12 protein-coding genes and 1 pseudogene are annotated in these 17,843 nt (G+C 70.9%); 7 read left to right on the plus strand and 6 right to left on the minus strand.

Going from position 1 to position 17,843, the window contains the following annotated elements:
- The first annotated feature begins 134 nt into the window (after positions 1–134).
- Positions 135–1,823 carry a glutamate--tRNA ligase gene (locus tag FREUN1FDRAFT_RS14630; RefSeq protein ID WP_006540862.1) on the plus strand — a complete coding sequence of 563 codons (1,689 nt, stop codon included), beginning with the start codon at positions 135–137 and terminating at the stop codon, positions 1,821–1,823.
- 146 nt (positions 1,824–1,969) lie between these two features.
- Here FREUN1FDRAFT_RS14630 and FREUN1FDRAFT_RS14635 read toward each other — a convergent pair whose 3' ends face one another.
- Positions 1,970–3,685 (minus strand): amidohydrolase family protein, encoded by a 1,716-nt coding sequence (locus FREUN1FDRAFT_RS14635; RefSeq protein ID WP_006540863.1) that lies wholly within the window; start codon positions 3,683–3,685, stop codon positions 1,970–1,972.
- A gap of 279 nt (positions 3,686–3,964) precedes the next feature.
- Between FREUN1FDRAFT_RS14635 and FREUN1FDRAFT_RS14640 the strand changes: the two genes are divergently transcribed.
- The 6 genes from FREUN1FDRAFT_RS14640 to FREUN1FDRAFT_RS14665 all read left to right on the plus strand — a co-directional run bounded on the left by FREUN1FDRAFT_RS14640 (position 3,965) and on the right by FREUN1FDRAFT_RS14665 (position 11,820).
- On the plus strand, positions 3,965–4,639 hold the full coding sequence (locus FREUN1FDRAFT_RS14640; RefSeq protein WP_006540864.1) for a TetR/AcrR family transcriptional regulator: 675 nt from the start codon (positions 3,965–3,967) through the stop codon (positions 4,637–4,639).
- 292 nt (positions 4,640–4,931) lie between these two features.
- The gene (locus tag FREUN1FDRAFT_RS14645) at positions 4,932–6,419 is read left to right on the plus strand and encodes an aldehyde dehydrogenase (RefSeq protein ID WP_006540865.1); all 1,488 of its coding nucleotides are present in this window, start codon (positions 4,932–4,934) and stop codon (positions 6,417–6,419) included.
- Positions 6,420–6,494: 75 nt separating this feature from the next.
- Positions 6,495–6,827, plus strand: coding sequence for a DUF4286 family protein (locus FREUN1FDRAFT_RS14650; RefSeq protein WP_006540866.1), 333 nt, complete (start codon positions 6,495–6,497; stop codon positions 6,825–6,827).
- A gap of 12 nt (positions 6,828–6,839) precedes the next feature.
- Positions 6,840–8,342, plus strand: a complete 1,503-nt coding sequence (locus FREUN1FDRAFT_RS14655; RefSeq protein ID WP_006540867.1) for an aldehyde dehydrogenase family protein — start codon at positions 6,840–6,842, stop codon at positions 8,340–8,342.
- 48 nt (positions 8,343–8,390) lie between these two features.
- Entirely contained in the window at positions 8,391–9,635 is a 1,245-nt protein-coding gene (locus tag FREUN1FDRAFT_RS14660; protein ID WP_006540868.1) for a cytochrome P450, read from the plus strand.
- 631 nt (positions 9,636–10,266) lie between these two features.
- Positions 10,267–11,820 (plus strand): glycoside hydrolase family 26 protein, encoded by a 1,554-nt coding sequence (locus tag FREUN1FDRAFT_RS14665; RefSeq protein ID WP_232295201.1) that lies wholly within the window; start codon positions 10,267–10,269, stop codon positions 11,818–11,820.
- Positions 11,821–12,125: 305 nt separating this feature from the next.
- Here the strand turns inward: FREUN1FDRAFT_RS14665 and fdxA are convergent, their stop codons facing one another.
- The 5 genes and pseudogenes from fdxA to FREUN1FDRAFT_RS14690 all read right to left on the minus strand — a co-directional run.
- Positions 12,126–12,467: a ferredoxin gene (fdxA, locus tag FREUN1FDRAFT_RS14670; RefSeq protein ID WP_006540872.1), complete on the minus strand. Its 342-nt coding sequence runs from the start codon at positions 12,465–12,467 to the stop codon at positions 12,126–12,128.
- 188 nt (positions 12,468–12,655) lie between these two features.
- On the minus strand, positions 12,656–13,687 hold the full coding sequence (locus tag FREUN1FDRAFT_RS14675; RefSeq protein ID WP_006540873.1) for a 2-oxoacid:ferredoxin oxidoreductase subunit beta: 1,032 nt from the start codon (positions 13,685–13,687) through the stop codon (positions 12,656–12,658).
- Positions 13,684–15,672: a 2-oxoacid:acceptor oxidoreductase subunit alpha gene (locus FREUN1FDRAFT_RS14680; RefSeq protein WP_006540874.1), complete on the minus strand. Its 1,989-nt coding sequence runs from the start codon at positions 15,670–15,672 to the stop codon at positions 13,684–13,686. The genes FREUN1FDRAFT_RS14675 and FREUN1FDRAFT_RS14680 overlap by 4 nt, the downstream gene beginning before the upstream one ends.
- Positions 15,626–16,876, minus strand: a complete 1,251-nt coding sequence (locus FREUN1FDRAFT_RS14685) for a cysteine desulfurase family protein (RefSeq protein ID WP_006540875.1) — start codon at positions 16,874–16,876, stop codon at positions 15,626–15,628. Before FREUN1FDRAFT_RS14685 ends, FREUN1FDRAFT_RS14680 begins: the two co-directional genes overlap by 47 nt.
- A gap of 103 nt (positions 16,877–16,979) precedes the next feature.
- Positions 16,980–17,804: pseudogene (locus FREUN1FDRAFT_RS14690) on the minus strand (ThiF family adenylyltransferase); the annotation flags it as partial.
- Positions 17,805–17,843: the final 39 nt, after the last annotated feature.

Here is a 17,843-nt window from a genome sequence, read left to right on the forward strand (position 1 = left end):
TCGCGGGCCTGAGTCGCGGGCCTGAGCAGCTGGCCTGACGTGGCACGACGGTCGCCGGCCATCGCTGTGGCGCGGGCTAGAATCTTCCGAGCCACAGCGAAAATCCACACGGAAAATTCACACGCAAACCGGGAATGGTTACCTTGCCGATTGACCGCACGGAGATCGACGCGCTCTTCCCGAGCGATCTGCCCGAGGTCGAGCACTGGGAGCGGCAGTACCCGCCGCGCCAGCTCGCCCCGGGCGCGCAGGTCACCCGGTTCTGCCCGAGCCCGACTGGCTCACTGCACCTGGGCGGCGTGTTCGTCGCCATGCTCGACCGCGCGGTGGCCCGGCAGTCCGGCGGCACCTACCTGATCCGCATCGAGGACACCGACCAGGAGCGCGAGGTCGCCGGCGCGGTCGACGAGTTCGACCGGGCGTTCGCCCACTTCGACCTGGTCTCGGACGAGCGCGACGGCGCTGCCGACGGCCCCGCCGGCGCCGGCGCCGGCGCGTACGGCCCGTACCTGCAGTCGGCACGCTCGCGGATCTACCTGAGCTATGTGCGGGAGCTGATGCGCGCGGGAGCGGCGTATCCCTGCTTCGCCTCCAAGGAGGAGCTGACCGCGTTCGCGGAGGAGCAGCGGGCCGTGAAGGTCCCCACCGGGTACTACGGCCGCTGGGCGCCCTGGCGCGACGCCGACCCCGAGGCCGTGCGCTCCCGGCTGGCCGCCGGCGAGCCGTATGTGGTGCGTTTCCGCTCGCCCGGCGAGGCCGCCGGCCGGGTCAGCTACACCGATGTCATCCGCGGCACGATCTCCGCCGACGACAACCGGAACGACGTCGTCATTCTGAAAAGCTCGGCGAACGAGCTGCGGCTGCCGACATACCATTTCGCGCACGCGGTCGACGACCATCTCATGCGGGTGAACCTGGTCATCCGCGGCGACGAATGGATCTCGTCCGTCCCGGTGCATCACCAGCTCTTCGACGCGGCCGGTTTCGAGCGGATTCCCTACGCCCATGTGGCGCCGCTCATGAAGCAGGACGGAAAGGCGAAGCGCAAGCTCTCCAAGCGCAAGGACCCGGAGGCCTCGGTCGAGTACTACGTCGCCGGTGGCTATCCGACGGATGCGCTCTGGTTCTACCTGCGCAGCCTCGCGAACGGCCGCCTCGCGGACCTTCCGATCGAGCAGGCACTGGCCGAGCCGCTGCGACTGGAGGAATGCGGCGTCGCGGGGCCGCTCGTCGACCTGGTGAAGCTCGCGGACGTCGCCGCCGACCTGGTGGCCACGATGAGCGGCGAGGCGATCCTGGCGGAGGTGCTGGCCTGGGCGCAGGTCTACGACACCGAGCTCGCCGCCGCGGTCGCCGCGAACCGGGACGTGGCGCTGCGGGCGCTCGACATCGAGCGGGTGGGGGTCGCCAACCCGCGTAAGGACCTGCACAAGTGGTCCGACTTCCGCCAGGTCTACGGGTACTTCTTCCCCGGGGTCTTCGAACCGGTCGCGAATCCCGCCGACCCGCGGCTCGGTGAGCTGCCCGCCGAGGTCGTCCGCGGGCTCGCCACCGACTTCCTGCGGGCCTACCAGCACGTGAACGACAGTGACGCATGGTTCGAGCAGATCCGCGTCGCCGCGCTGGCGAACGGCTTCGCCGGCAGCCCGAAGGAATACAAGGCCGACAAGGCGTCCTTCGTCGGGTCGACGAAGGAGGCCGCCCAGGTGTTCCGGGTCCTGCTCACCGGCTCGAACCGCAGCCCCGCCTTCAACCTGGTGACCCAGGCTCTGGGCGAGGCCGAGACCCGCCGCCGGATCGGCGCCGTCATCGACCAGGCCTGACCCGACGCCGAACCACCACCGCCCGCCGCCCGCAACCACACCAATAGCCGCGAATGAGGCATCCGCTCACTTGACGGCCAACAAGAAGTGAGGATTTCGGTTGCTTCAGCAGCCGAAATCCTCACTTCTTGCTCGGAGCAGCCACATCAGCCAGCGGTGAGGATTCCGCCTGGGCGTTCGTCGGTGAGCTCGTCGCCCTCGATCAGGACCCGGCCGTTGACCAGGGTGTAGTCGTAGCCGCGTGCTCGCTGGACGAACCGGTTCGCGCCGAGCGGGAAGTCCGCGCGCATCTGCGGCACGTCGAGGTCGAGCCGATCGAGGTCGATGACGTTGATGTCGGCGAAGGCCCCGGGAGCAAGCACCCCGCGGTCGGCGAGCCCGAACAGCTCGGCGCCCTCGGAGGTCAGCTTGCGCACGGCCGTGCCGATGTCGAGCAGGCCCCGCTCGCGGGTCCAGTGCCGGAGCAGGAAGGTCGACTGGCCGGCGTCCATGGTCAGGGCGACGTGCGCGCCGGCGTCCCCGACGCCGACGACGACATCCGGGTTGGTCAGCATCGCGGCGACCGCGTCGAGGTCCTGGTTGAGCACCGGGTAGTAGAGCAGCCCGAGGCCATCGGTCTCGACGGTGAACTCCAGGAAGGCCGCCGCCGGGGTGATGCCGCGCCGGGCCGCCTCGGCGGCGAGGCTGTTGCTCGGGTCGACGTCGTACCGCGCCGAGCCGGGCGGCAGCAGGTACAGCTTGGCGGGGTCCTTCGGCGCGAGCGGCCCGGACAGCTCGACCGGGCGCTCGGCCTCCGTGGCCAGCGCCGCGCGCCGGCCGACGTCCGCGAGTGCCGCCAGCCGCTCCGGCCACGGCCGGGCCATCAGCTCCGCCCAGCCGGGCAGCGCGTCGTAGGGGGTGCGGCCGACCAGCCCGTACAGGATGCCGCTGCCGCGCGCCGCCGTCTGCGGGCGCAGGTCGGCGCCGCGGCCGCGGGCGGCCGCCACCTCCTGCATCACCCAGGACCACAGCCCGGGCCGGCGGTCGCTCTGCATCATCGCGAACGTCAGCGGGCGGCCCGAGTCCCGGCTGACCTGTTCCATCCAGGCCAGCTCCGCGACGGAGTTCGCCTTGTCCGGCCCGTCGCGCTCGCCGATGCGGGGCACGACCTCGATCGTGCCGCGGCCGCGTGCCGCGAGCGCGCCGCCGATCGCGGCCAGCTCCGCCTGGGCGGCGTAGGTGCCTGGAACCGGGCGGCCGTCCGGCACGGTGTGCATGAAGCTGCGGGACGTCGAGAAGCCGAGCGCGCCGGCGTCGATCGCCTCCCCGACGACCTCCGCCATGCGGGCGATGTCGTCGGCGGAGGCCGGGACGTCGTCCAGGGCGCGGGAGCCCATCACGTAGGTGCGCAGCGCGCAGTGGCCGATCATGCCGCCGACGTTGATGCCGAGGCCGCGGCGCCCCAGCGCGCGCAGGTAGTCGCCGTAGGACTCCCAGTTCCAGTCCATCCCGGACATGATCGTCTCGGCCGGGATGTCCTCGACCGCCTCCATCATCTCGGCGAGGTAGCGCTGCTCGCCGGGGCGCACCGGGGCGAAGGTGACACCGCAGTTGCCCAGAACGATGCTGGTCACCCCGTGCCAGCAGGACGGGCTGGCCACCGGGTCCCAGAAGAGCTGGGCGTCGAGGTGGGTGTGGATGTCGACGAAGCCGGGCGTGACCAGGCGGCCCCGGGCGTCGATCCGGCGACGCCCGGATGCAGCGAGCGTGCCGGGCTCGGCGATCTCGGCGACCCGGTCCCCGTCGATCGCCACATCGGCGCGTCGCGGCGGGGAGCCGGTTCCGTCGACCACCTCACCGCCGTGGATCACGATGTCGTGCATGGCATCCGTTCCTCCGGTCCGCCCATCCACCCAGCACCGACGAGAACAATAAATGAGTAAGTCCTCATTTAATATCGATGCTAGGGATGCCCCGTAGGCCACGTCAAGGCACCTGGGATCACGGCGACCCGCACCGGGACGGCGGCCGTCCGGCATCGCCTTCGGGTGACGCAGCCGACACGGAAATTATCGCGGCATGGCAGCTCGCGCGGACGATGGTCGATTCGACGGAGTAGTGTACGTTCATTTACCATCTGTGGTACAAGGCGCGGAGGGACGATGTCCGAACAGGTAGTCAATCCCCCGGGGGCCGAGGAGCCACCACGTCCACGCCGGCTGACCGCCGAGGCGCGCAAGCGCTCGATCCTGAAGGCCGCCCGCCAGGCGTTCACCGAGACCGGTGACATGAACGGCACCACCATCAAGGCGATCGCGGAGCGCGGCGGGATCAGCGAAGGCGTCATCTACCGCCATTTCGAGAGCAAGGACCAGCTCTTCTACGAGGCGGTCGTCGAGCCGCTGCGTGACGCCGTCGACGAGCTCGTCGCCGCCACCGAAGTGATCGACCTGGAGGAGCCGCTCACTCCGGAGCGCCAGATCCAGACGATGAACGGCCTCTACCGCCAGCTCATCTCGACCCTGGAGGAAGTGCTCCCGCTGCTGGGCCTGGTGCTGTTCGGTGACCCGAAGGTCGGCCGGAAGTTCTACCGCAAGCACTTCTCGGTGGCGATGGACCGGCTGGCCGACGCCTGGCGGGACGTCGAGGACCGCTACGGCTTCGAGTTCGAGTCGCCGGACCTCTCCGCGCGCGCCGTCATGGGGATCGCGCTGATCCTCGCGATGGAGAGCCGGCACAACGACCTGTTCAACCGTGATCGCGCGGTGACCCTGATCACCGAGAGCACGATCAAGGGGTTCTTCCCCGTGCTGGAGCCCTCCCGCCGCCGCCGCTGAGCCCCCGCCGCCGATTACCGCCCGGCGCTGCCGCTGAGCCCCCGCCGCCGATTACCGCCCGGCGCTGCCGCTGGGCCCCCGGCGCTGCCGCTGAGTCCCCGGCGCTTGCCGCTGGGCCCCCGGCGCGGCGGCGAGCCCTCCCGGCCCCTACGCGTTGCTTCTCAAGTAAGTGCTCACATATCGTTGGATGGCGATCTACCAGCACCTTGTGGGCACTTGAAGATCTTTTGAAGCTAGCGAGCATTCGCTCATGCTGTTACGCTCCACGCCGGGAGCTACCCAGGGAGGCACTGTGCGTGATCGGTTAATGCACAGAGATGCGTTCTACATCAACGGAGCCTGGCCCGAGCCCGCGAGCTCGGAGATCCTCCCGGTCGTCTCCCCGTCCACGGAGGAGGTCGTCGGCGGCGTCCCGCTGGCGACAACCGCCGACATCGACCAGGCCGTCGGGGCCGCCCGCGACGCCTTCGACCACGGCCCCTGGCCCCGGATGGCACCCGCCGAGCGGGCCGACATCCTCGCCCGCGTGGCCGACGCCCTGCGCAAGCACGAGGCCGAGATCGCCCAGGTCACCACCGACGAGATGGGCTGCGCCGCGAGCCAGGCCCGGGCCGCGCAGACCGGCCTGGTAGCCCCCGTCTTCGACTACTACGCGGAGCTCGCGCGCACGTACGAGTTCGAGCGCACCGTGGTCACCCCCGCCGCCGACCGCGGCGGTCTGGTGACCACCGCGCCGGTGGGCGTGGTCGCCGCGATCGTCCCCTGGAACGCCCCGGTCACCCTCGGCGCCTGGAAGACCGCTCCCGCCCTGGCCGCCGGCTGCACCGTCGTGCTCAAGCCGGCGCCGGAGGCCCCGCTGAGCAACTACCTGCTCGCCGAGGCGATGGAGGAGGCCGGGGTACCGGCCGGCGTCGTCAACGTCATCCCGGGCGGCCGGGAGGTCGGCGAGTACCTGGTGACACACCCGGGCGTCGACAAGATCGCGTTCACGGGCTCGACGGCCGCGGGCCAGCGGATCATGAGCCTCTGTGGGGAGCGCATCCGCCGGGTCTCCCTCGAGCTGGGTGGCAAGTCCGCGTCGATCCTGCTCGACGACGCCGACCTGGCGACCGTCGTCCCGGCGGTGGTCAAGGGCGGGATGCATCTGTCCGGCCAGGTCTGCGGGGCGCACACCCGCGTCCTGGTGCAGCGCTCCCGGTACGCCGAAGCGCTGGAGATCGCCGCGAAGGCTGCCAACGCGATCCCGGTGGGCGACCCGCACGACCCGGCGATCCTCGTCGGGCCGCTCGTCGCGGCCCGGCAGCGCGAGCGGGTCGAAGGTTACATCGCCGGCGCGGTACGCGATGGCGCGCGGATCGTCGCCGGCGGCGGCCGGCCGGCCCACCTGCCCCGCGGCTGGTACGTGGAGCCGACGATCCTCGGTGACGTCGACAACTCGATGCGGGTGGCCCAGGAGGAGATCTTCGGGCCGGTGCTGTGCTTCATCCCCTACGACGACGTCGACGACGCCGTGCGCATCGCCAACGACTCCGACTACGGCCTGTCCGGTGGGGTGTGGAGCGCGGACCCGCAGCGCGCTGTCGATGTCGCGCGGCGGATCCGCACCGGGAGCGTGGCGGTCAACGGCAGCTACCCGCCGTTCCCGCTGGTGCCGTTCGGGGGCTTCAAGCAGTCCGGGCTCGGCCGGGAGCTGGGGCCCGAGGGCCTCCACGAGTTCCTGGAGACCCGCAGCATCGGGCTTCCCCCGGCGCTGCTGCCCGCCGCCGGCTCGACCTCCTGACCCGGCGGCCCTGATCCAGCGCTCCTGACTGACCAGGGCTCCTGCCCCAGCCGTTGACGAGACCGGGAGGCCGGCGTGGCCAAGGGTGTGTTCGTCGTTCAGTCCCATCCGGTCTCACCGGAGCGGGAGGACGAGTTCAACAAGTGGTACTCCGAGGAGCACATCCCGGACATCCTTGAGATTCCGGGCTTCGTCTCCGCGAAGCGCTACCGGCTGCGCGACGCCGGGCACCTCACGGCGGACCCGGCGGCGCGCGCCTACCTGACGGTCTACGAGATCGAGGCCGACGACCTCGGCGCGCCCCTGCTGGAGATGGCGGCCCGGTCGGCCGAAGGCCGGGTGCGGCGCAGCAGCTCCGTCCAGTTCGATCCGCCGCCGGTCCGGTCCTTCTACGAGCTCATCGACTGACAAGGAGCCCCGGTGTCGACTCTCAGCCCACCCGAAGCGGCGACGATCCCGCTCCTGACGGCCGGGCCCGGGCGGCTGCTGATCGGCGGCGAGTGGGTTCCCGCCGCAGACGGCGCGACGTTCCCCAGCATCAACCCGTCCACCGGGGAGACTCTGGTCGAGATCGCCCAGGGCGGCGCGGCGGACGTCGACCAGGCGGTCGCGGCGGCCCGCGCCGCCTTCGAGGGGCCGTGGCGGAACAGCACGCCGGACGAGCGACAGCGGCTGCTGTGGGCGCTCGCGGACGCCGTCGCCGAGAACTACGAGGAGCTCCGGCTGCTGGAGACCCTCGACATGGGCACGCCGATCGGCCGCCGCCGGCCCGGGCCGAGCTCGTCCTGGGAAGCCAGTGTGCTGCGCCACTTCGCCGGGATGGCGGTCGGCATCCACGGGGAGACGATCCCGAACTCGGTGCCGGGCTCCATGTTCACCTACACCCTGAAGGAGCCGGTCGGGGTCGTCGCGGCGATCGTCCCGTGGAACCGCCCGATCAGCAACGCGATCTGGAAGATCGCCCCGGTGCTGGCCACCGGCTGCACGATGGTGCTCAAGCCGGCGGAGGAGGCCAGCCTCGCCGCGCTGCGCCTCGGTGAGCTGATCAACGAGGTCGGGATCCCGCCGGGCGTGGTGAACATCGTGACCGGCTTCGGCGAGCCGGTCGGTGCCGCGCTGGCGGCGCACCCTGGCGTCGACAAGGTGGCCTTCACCGGTTCGACGGCCGTCGGGCAGCACATCGTGCGGGCGGCGGCCGGCAACCTGAAGCGGGTCTCCCTCGAACTCGGCGGCAAGTCCCCCGATGTGGTCTTCGCCGACGCCGACCTGAACAAGGCCGTGCCGGGCGCCGCGCTGGGAGTCTTCTTCAACTCCGGGCAGATCTGCTGCGCCGGCACCCGGATCTACGTCGAGCGCCCCATCTACGGCGAGTTCGTGGAGCGGATCTCGGCGCAGGCGGCGAAGCTGCGGGTCGGCAACAGCCTCGACCCGCAGACCAGGATCGGCCCGCTGGTCTCCGCGGAGCAGCTCGAGCGGGTCGTCGGCTACCTCGACCTCTCCCGGGAGGAGGGTGCGCGCACCACCGTCGGCGGCGCCCGGCTCACCGACGGCGACCTGGCCCGCGGCTACTTCGTCGCGCCGACGGTGCTCGCCGACGTGGAGGACGACATGCGCGTCGCCCGGGAGGAGATCTTCGGGCCGGTCGCGTGCGTGCTGCCCTTCGACACGGCCGAAGAGGTCGTGGCACGGTCCAACGACACCCAGTTCGGCCTCAGTGGCGGGGTGTGGACGCGCGACGTCGGCAAGGCGCACCGGTTCGCCCGTGACCTGCAGGCCGGCACGGTCTGGGTGAACTCGTACAACGTGATGGACCCGGCCGTTCCGTTCGGCGGCTACAAGACCAGCGGCTGGGGCCGGGAAATGGGCCAGCAGTCCCTCGACGACTACCTCAACGTCAAATCGGTCTGGATTGACACGGCCTGAGCGCAACGAGGAACCGAGGACAAAACAAAGAGGAGCCGAGGGACTGAGATGGACCCGACAACACCGAACACGGCCACTGGCACAGCTGCCGCCCAGGCACCGGAGGGCCGGCTGCCCGACGAATGGTGTACCCGGAGCTTCGACCATCTCTCCCCGGAGCTGGCGGCGACGCTCCCGGAAACCCTGACCCGGATGCGAACCTTGTGCCCGGTCACCCACAGCGACCGGCATGAAGGCTTCTGGGTGCTCACGAAGTACGACGACGTCCTGCGCGTCGCCCAGGACTGGCAGTCGTTCACCTCGACCCAGGGCCTCAACATCCCGCCGAGCACGACCCACGTCCGCAACATTCCGGTGGAGGTCGATCCACCGGAGCAGCGGGCCTACAAGAAGCTCATCAACACGCACTTCACCCCGGCCGCGATCGCCAGCTGGGCGGAGCCGACCCGGGAGCTGGTCACCCGGCTCATCGACGGTTTCATCGACCGGGGCGAATGCGAGTTCATGGACGACTTCGCCCGCCCGTTCCCCAGCCTGAGCTTCTTCACCTTCGCCCTCGACGCGCCCGTCGAGGACCTGGAGAAGGTCGCCTACCTCGCGTCGAAGTCGTCCATTCCCAACGATCCGGAGGGCAAGGAATGCTGGGCCGGGCTCTCCGAATGGATCACCGGCTTCGTCGAGTCCAGGCGTCGGCGGCCGCCGCGCGGTGACGTCGTCGACGCACTGTTCACCGCCGAGATCGGTGAGCGCCCACTGACCGAGCGCGAGATCATCGGTATCGTCCAGTTGCTCATTCTGGGCGGTCTGGAGACGACCGCCGGCGCGCTCGGCCTGATGATGGCGCGCTTCTGCCGAGAGCCGGAGATCCCGGCCTACCTCCGGGCGCATCCGGAGCGGATTCCCGCCGCCGTGGAGGAGCTGCTCCGCCTCGACGCGCCGTTCATCGCCATCGCGCGCACCGCGACGACGGACGTCCAGCTCCGCGACCAGCAGATCAGCGCGGGCGACAAGGTGCTCATGTACTGGGCGTCGGCGAACCACGACGACGACGAGTTCACCAATCCGGACACGTTCGACCTGGAGCGGACCACGAACCGGCACCTGGCGTTCGGCGCGGGCCCACACCGCTGCCTCGGCTCGAACGTCGCCCGGCTGAACATGCGCATCGCCCTCGAGGAGCTGCTCCGCCGGATGGTGGACTTCCGCCTGCGCGACGACACGGAGATCCACTACCACACGACGTTGACCCGGGCCCCGCTCAACCTGCCGATCACCTTCACCGCGGCAAGCTAGCGCCAAGGGCATGCGGAGCCGCGTCCGCCAAGCCTTCGAACTCCCGCCGCTCCTGCCACTGCTGTCGCTGCTGTCGCTGCCGCCGCTGCTGCTGCCGAGCAAGACCTGAGGATTTTGGCGGTTGGAGCTTGGAGCGCGTGGAGCAAGATCCCGAACGTCGGGCTGCGGCTGCTGCCTGGCAAGAGTTGAGGATCGCGGTCGTTCCGGCGACCCGAATCGTCAACTCTTGCGGATCGCCAGGCGACTCTGCGCCCTGTTTGTCGCTATTGGTGTGAATTGCTGGCGCTGGGCGACGGTGCGGGATCCCCGGTAGGTGGTCGCGCGCCGCCCGGGGCAGCAAGCGGAACTGCCCGCGATGCGGCCGATCGCTGCGCCCGCCGGATCCCGCCACGGCCCGACCACGCACCCTCCCCGGACTCCCACCTGCCGTTGTCCCGCTTTCGTTTCCGCTGGTCAGAGGGCACCCCGGTGGCATTTGCCGGGTGTCCACCCATGTGATCCCGTACCAAGGTTGGGATGATGGGTCGGCGTCCGCCGACATAGGCGTCGCACGGTTGCGCCCCGCCCGAGGCCTGCGGGGCTCAGGCGGCGGGCGGTGAGTGTGCGGCGGGGCGCTCGATGGGGGAAGTGCGTGCGACGGCACGAGGCAGCCAGCAAGGCAGACGGCGCGACGGTGACGGTGGCGGTGGCGGTGGCGGAGACGAAGCCGGAAGCCGCCGGCGTGGGCACGGAAGCCGCCGGCGTGGCCACGGCAGTCACGGCGGCCCCGACGATGACCCGCACGATCAGTGACACGGTTCCGCTCCCCACGGTCGACGGCATGCCCGAAGCCACGACCGCGAGCACCGGCGGCGACGCCCCCGATGGCACAGCCGAGGGCACAGCCGAGGGCACACCCGAAAGCACGCCCGGCGGCGCGGACAGCGGCAATGCCCACGGTGCGGATGGCGGCACAACCCACGGTGCGGACGGCGGCGAAGCCCACGGTGCGGACGGCAAGGCGCCCGCGAAGCCCGGTGGAGGCCGGCGGCGCGGGAGTCATCGCAGCGCGCCGGCGAACGGGCGCCCACGCCGGCGCCGGCGCCGGACCGTGATCGGCGCGGTGGCCGCCGGCCTGGTCCTGATGCTGGGGGCACTCGGCCTGGTGGCGCTCACCACCGGCTCCGGCGATCAGCGGCGGACCTCCGGCACCGCCGCGCCCAGCCCGCGCCCGGCCACGGCCACCGGCACGGCGGACGCCCCACCGGCCCCGGAACCCGCCGAGCCGGAACCGACCTCGGACGGACCGGCCGCCCCCGGTGTCCGCTGGCCGTCCGGCACGAACGCGAACCCGCCGCTCGACATCTGGGCCTGGGACCGCTGGACCGGGCGGGCGTCCGACATCGCCGTGATCTTCACCATCCGGAACAACTGGCAGCACATCGTGTTCTCGGACTGGCCGCTCTCGAACTACCCGAAGAGCGTCTTCCCGGGGCAGGTCTCCGTCGCGCAGCCGCTGTTCCCCGAGTCCGGGAACGAACGCAGCTGCGCGAACGGCCAGTATGACCAGTACTGGGCGGCTTTCGGGCAGACGCTGACCCGCAACGGGCGGCCGGACGCGATCGTGCGGCTCGGCTGGGAGTACAACGGGAACTGGTTCTGGTGGCATCCGCGCAACACCGAGACCTGGAAGACCTGCTTCCAGCGCGCGGTGACGGCGATCCGGTCAACGGCCCCGGGTGTGCTGATCGACTTCAACGTGAGCGCGCACCGGGACCGGATGACCAACGGTGACGACGTCTGGGCCGCCTATCCGGGCGACGGCTACGTGGACATCGTCAGCAGCGACGTCTACGACTCGTACCCGCCGTCTACCACCGCGGAGCTTTTCGACGAGCAGTGCAACGTCCCGTCCGGAACGTGCACGGTGATCAACTTTGCGCGGGCGCACGGGAAGAAGTTCGCGGTGCCCGAATGGGGCCTGGCCCGCGCGGACCGCCACGGCGGCGGCGACAACCCTCTGTTCATCGAGAAGATGCACGACCTGTTCGACCAGAACCGGGACATCCTCGCCTACGAGGCCTACTTCAACACGTCCGAGTCGAACAACGTCCGTTCGTCGCTGCTCAACCCGCAGCTGCACCCGAACTCGGCGCAGAGATACCTGGAGCTGTTCGGCGCCACCGCATCCGGCGGAGGGATCTGAGGGTTGTGTGTCAGCGGTTGGCCCGGCTCGGGCCTGCGTGTGTCTGTGGAGCGATGCGTGCCCAGGCGTCCTTCGACGCGATCAGCGCACACCGGGCCGAGGACGGCGACCAGTGTGACGACGTCGTACACCCACAGCCGGCCACGAGATCACGTTCCCAGGCGCCGTGCCACCACCTCGGATCGCACGATGACTGCCGCCGGGAACGCGAACGGCCCATCCGGCGACGGTGACGGATGGGCCTGGCGTTCCGCGGATCGATGTCCCTGAGGTGAGGTGTGGTCCCGGGGACTGGCGGATGCCGCTTACTCCGCGGCCTGGAACTCGGCGACGAAGGGGGTGTCGACGCCGATCTTGCCTGCGGCCTTGGCGCCGCCCGGGTCACCGAGCGGCTCGTCGCGGCCCGGCAGAGCCTTCGAGAAGAACTCCTTGTCGGTCTTCACGAACGGCCGTTCGGGCTTGGGCACCTCGAGGTCGAGCATGATGGCGCCGATCGGGCAGGCCGAGGCGCAGGCACCGCACTCGGTGCACTCGTTGGGGTTGATGTAGAGCTTCCGGGCGCCCTCGTAGATGGCGTCGACCGGGCACTCGTCGAGGCATGCGCCGTCTTTGACGTCGATGCAGGGGGACGTGACGACGTAGGGCATCGGAGTTCTTCTTTCCGTCGACGGGACCGTGTCGGGCCCGGGAGAATCTCGTTGCCTGCGGTTCGCTCGGACCGCCCTGGCCCGGGTTTGACAAGCCCTGGCCTGACTGGCTGCCCCGGCCGGATCGACAGATCGACCGGTCGGGGCAGCCAGGTCAGCTACGGGGAGAGGTCAGGTCTGTCGCCGGGTCAGGACCGGGCCGGAACCGTCCAGGAGTCGTTGCCGGTGAGCAGGTCCTGCAGGTCACCGCGGCCACCTGCGCGGGCGTCCGCGAGCCGGTCCTGGTACTGGTTGTCGAAGCTCGGCCGCTCCACCGCGCGGTACACGCCGATCGGGGCGAGCTCCGGCTCGGTGTCGGCGATCCGGGCCAGCGCGTAGGCGTAGGTCGGGCTGGTCGAGCGCGGGTTGTGCACCACGACGCCCTTCTCCGTCGAGCGGCCGAGCTTGAGGTCGCCGGTCTCGGCGTCGCGCAGCACCGCCCACTGGCTGTCGGCGCCGAACAGGATCGGTGAGCCGGCCTCCAGGCGGATCGGGCCGTCGGCCGGTGTCGGCACCGACGTGTCGGCGGTGACGGCCCGTTCCCCGTGGTTGAAGGTGGGGCAGTTCTGCCGGATCTCGACCAGCGCGGAGCCGTTGTGGGCGGCGGCCGCGGCGAGGATCTCCATCATGTGCTTGCGGTCGGTGTCGACGGTGCGGGCGACGAACGACGCCTCCGCGCCGAGCGCCAGCGCCAGCGGGTTGAAGGAGTGGTCGAGCGAGCCGAACGGGCTGGACGGGGTGATGGTGCCGGGCTTGGTCGCCGGCGAGAACTGACCCTTGGTCAGACCGTAGATCTGGTTGTTGAACAGCAGGATCTTGAGGTTGACGTTGCGGCGCAGCGCGTGGATCAGGTGGTTGCCACCGATCGACAGCGCGTCACCGTCACCGGTGACGACCCACACCGACAGGTCGGGCCGGTTGATCGAGACGCCGGTCGCGATCGACGGCGCCCGGCCGTGGATCGAGTGCATGCCGTAGGTGTCGAGGTAGTACGGCAGCCGGGAGGAGCATCCGATGCCGGAGATCACCACGAAGTTCTCGCGCGGGATGCCGAGGGTCGGCATCAGGTTGCGCATGTTGTTGAGGATTGCGTGGTCACCGCAGCCAGGGCACCAGCGGGCCTCGCCCGCGGAGAAGTCCTTGGCGGTGAGCTGCTTTCCTCCCGCGTCGGCGCTGGTCACTTGTTCTTCTCCGATCCGAGCTCGCTGCGGCCGACCTTGCCGGTGCCGCCGATGGCCTTGATGTCCTCGGTGGACAGCGCCGCGGCGCCGTCCTCGAGGTCGTTGACGAGCCGGGTGAACACCGCGGCCAGCTCGACCGCGCGGAAGGGCAGGCCACGGGTCTGGGTGTAGCCGACCGGCTCGATCTGGCAGTGCATGCGCAGCAGCCCGCCGAGCTGCCCGAGGTTCATCTCGGGGACGAGCACGGTGTCGTAGGCCGCCAGGATGGAGGCGAGGTTGGCCGGCAGCGGGTTGAGGTAGCGCAGGTGCGCCTGGGCGATGGCGAGCCCCTGCTGGCGGACGAGCCGGCAGGCCGCGCCGATCGGGCCGTAGGTGGAGCCCCAGCCGATGACGAGCAGCTTGGAGCCGAATCCGGGCGGGCCGGAAGGGTCGTCGACCTCCAGCGGCGGCACCTCGATGCCGTCGACCTTGTTCTGGCGGGTGCGGACCATCAGGTCGTGGTTGTCCGCGTCGTGCGAGATCTCACCGCTGCCGTCGGCCTTCTCCAGACCACCGATGCGGTGCTCCAGACCGGGGGTGCCGGGGATGGCCAGCGGACGGGCCAGCGTGCGCGGGTCACGCTTGTACGGGTGGAACGCGGGCTTGCCGTCCTTGCCGACGCCGTTGGGCTCGGTGGCGAACTCGATGCCCAGGTCAGGCAGCTCGCTGACGTCCGGCACCTTCCACGGCTCGCTGCCGTTGGCGATGTAGGAGTCGGACAGCAGGATGACCGGGGTCCGCCGCTCCAGGGCGATCTGCGCCGCTTCGAAGGCCGCGTTGAAGCAGTCCGCCGGGCTCTGCGCGGCGAGCACGGGGAGCGGGGCCTCTCCGTGCCGGCCGTACAGGGACTGCAGCAGGTCGGACTGCTCGGTCTTGGTCGGCAGGCCGGTGGACGGGCCACCGCGCTGCACGTTGACGATGACCAGCGGTAGCTCCAGCGAGATCGCCAGGCCGATCGCCTCGGACTTCAGCGCCATGCCCGGCCCGGAGGTCACGGTGACGGCGAGCATGCCGGCGAACGCGCCACCGATCGCCGCGCCGATCGCCGCGATCTCGTCCTCCGCCTGGTACGAGCGGACGTCGTGCGAGATGAGCTTGCTCAGCTCGTGCAGGACGTCGGTGGCGGGGGTGATCGGGTACGCGCCGAGGAACAGCGGCATGCCAGCCTGGTGCGCGGCGGCGACGAGGCCGAACGCGATGGCCCGGTTGCCGCGCATGTGCCGGTAGGTGCCCGGGGGCAGCGGCGCGGGCTTGACCTCGTAGGAGACGGCGAACGCCTCGGTGGTGTCGCCGTAGTCCACACCGGCCCGCAGCGACGCGAGGTTGCCGGCGAGGATCTCCGGCGGCTTCTTCGCGAAGCGCTTCTCCAGGTAGGCGACGGTGCTCTCGATCGGCTGGTTGAACATCCAGGACACCAGGCCGAGCGCGAACATGTTCTTCGTCCGGGCGGCGTCCTTGCGCTTGAGGCCGAGGCCTTCGGTGGCGCCGACGGCGAGCCCGGTCAGGTCGACCGCGTGCAGGATGTAGTTGCTCAGTGAGCCGTCGGTCAGCGGGTCGGAGTCGTAGCCGGCCTTCTCCAGGGCGCGCACGTTGAACGCGCCGGAGTCGACGATCAGCACGCCGCCGGGGCGGAGGTCCTTGAGGGTGGCCTTCAGCGCCGCCGGGTTCATGGCGACGAGGACGTCGGGCTGGTCACCGGGCGTGGTGATGTCGTGGTCGGCGACGTGCAGCTGGTAGCTGGAGACACCGCCGACGGTGCCGGCTGGCGCCCGGATCTCGGCCGGGAAGTCCGGCAGGGTCGCCACGTCGTTGCCGGCCTCCGCGGCCTGCGCACCGAAGCGGTCACCGGTGAGCTGCATGCCGTCACCGGAGTCACCGGCGAACCGGATGACGACTCCCTTAAGCCGGCGTACCCGCGGGTCGGGCTGTTCGAGCTCGGTTGTCATCGCGAACCTCGTCTTGGATGGGGGTGCTCTGGGTAAGGGAGCGAACGCGCTGGACAGCGCGGGCCACCTGGTCCGCGACGGTGCGGATTTCCTCGGGGGTCGTGGCGCGGCCCAGGCTGAAGCGCAGGCTCTCCCGGGCCTCGGTGGCGGTCCGGCCCATGGCCAGCAGGACGTGCGACGGGGTGTCCCCACCGCCGCTGCAGGCCGATCCAGCCGAGACCGCGACGTGCGGAAGGCAGGCCTGGATCTCGTCGGCGCCCGCGCCGACGAAACGCAGGTTGACCGTGTTCGGCAGCCTGGCCCGCACCGGGCCGTTCAGTTCGACGGCGCCCCGGCCGAGCCGTTTGACGAGCAGCTCGGTCAGCAGCGCCACCAGCGCACGCTGGCGGTTTCCGTCGTCGGTCATCGACGCGGCCGCGAGGCGGGCGGCCGCGCCGAAGCCGGCGATCCCGGCGGTGTTGAGGGTGCCGGGACGCCGGCCATGTTCCTGGCCTCCGCCGTGTGTCTGTGGCGCGATGCGTGCCCAGGCGTCCTTCGACGCGATCAGCGCACCGATGCCCTTGGGGCCGTACAGCTTGTGCGCGGACGCGACGGCCACATCGACGCCGGTCCGGTCGAGGCTGACCGGGATCCGGCCCAGGGCCTGGGTGATGTCGCTGAACAGCAGCGCACCGGCCGCGTGCACGGGTTCGACCAGGGGCCGCAGGTCGTTCACGGCCCCGGTCTCGTTGTTCGCCGCCATGACGGCGACGAGGGCGACGTCGGGCCCGAGCCGGCGGCGCAGGTCGTCGACGTCGATGGTGCCGTCCGGGTGGACGGCGATGCGTTCGGCGAGGGTGCTGGAGCCCGCACCGGGACCGGCCGCCGCGGCGGCGGCGTCGGCGGCGCCGAGCACGGCAGGGTGTTCGGTCGCCCCGACGAGCACCCGGCGCCGGTCGGAACCGGCGGCGATGAGGGCGGCGAGCGCCCCGCCGATGGCCAGGTTGGCCGCCTCGGTGGCGCCGGAGGTGAAGACCACGTCACGGGCCCGCGCGCCGGCGAGCGTGGCGACCTCGCGGCGGGCCCGCTCGACGATGCGGGTCACTTCCTGGCCCGGCCCGTGCTTGCTCGCCGGGTTGGCGAACTGCTCGGTGAGCAGCGGCAGCATCGCCTCCAGCACGCGCGGGTCCACCGGCGTGGTCGCGTTGTGGTCGAGGTAGATCACCTCGGCTCCTCGGGCTGCCGCCGGGCCCGGCCCGGGCGCACGCTGGGCAGGTCGGGTCGGACCGGACCCGCAGCGACCGGAAGTCCATGTCCCAGAGGTCGTACTGGAGCAGCCGGCCGCTCGCGGGCTCACCGAAACGAGCGATGATCTTGATGGATTCCATCGCCGCGAGGCAGCCGGCCAGCCCGGACACCGCGCCGAGCACGGTGAACCCGAGCGGTTCCCAGGTGGGGTCGCCCTCGCTGAACACGCAGCGCAGGCAGGGTGTCCCCGGCTCGACGACCAGCACGTTGCCCTCGGTGGCGTTCATCGCGGCGATGACCGCCGGGGTTCCGGTCGCCACGCACAGGTCGTTGAGCCGGTACCGGTCGGGAAAGTTGTGCCGGGCGTCCACGACGACATCCGCCGCGGCGACGAGCTGACCCAGCTCGGGCAGGTCGGCCAGCTCACGGTCGAAGCCGACGATCTCGACTCCCGGGTGGTGCGCGCGCAGGGTCTGCTCCGCGCAGGCCACCCGGGAGCGACCGATCCATTCGGGGCGCATGAGGGTCTGCCGGTTGAGGTCGGGTTCCTCCAGCACGCCCGGATGAACCAGGAGCAGCCGACCGACACCGGCGGCGGCGAGGTAGGTCGCCGCCGCACCACCGAGACCACCGATTCCCGCCACGAGCACCGTCGCCCGGCTCAGTCGCTCCTGGGCCTGCGGCCCGAAGCCCGGAATGCCGAGCTGGCGGTCGAACAGGCCTGGCAGGTCGTGGCGGGCGGTCCGCTGCTGCGGCGGCGCGTTCTCCGCCCGCGCGGCGGCCCCGCCGACATCGGCCGGACGAGCCGGACGAGCCGGACGAGCCGGGGCCACCGGCGTCACCGGCGCCACTGGGGCGAACGCCTGCTCAGGTTCGCACGAGGTAACGATCATGTCGTTGTCCATGAAGGCCCCCTCTGCTCGGTGGCGTGATCGGTCTGGTGG

The sequence above is a fragment of the Parafrankia sp. EUN1f genome (genome assembly GCF_000177675.1).
Classification (GTDB): domain Bacteria; phylum Actinomycetota; class Actinomycetes; order Frankiales; family Frankiaceae; genus Parafrankia.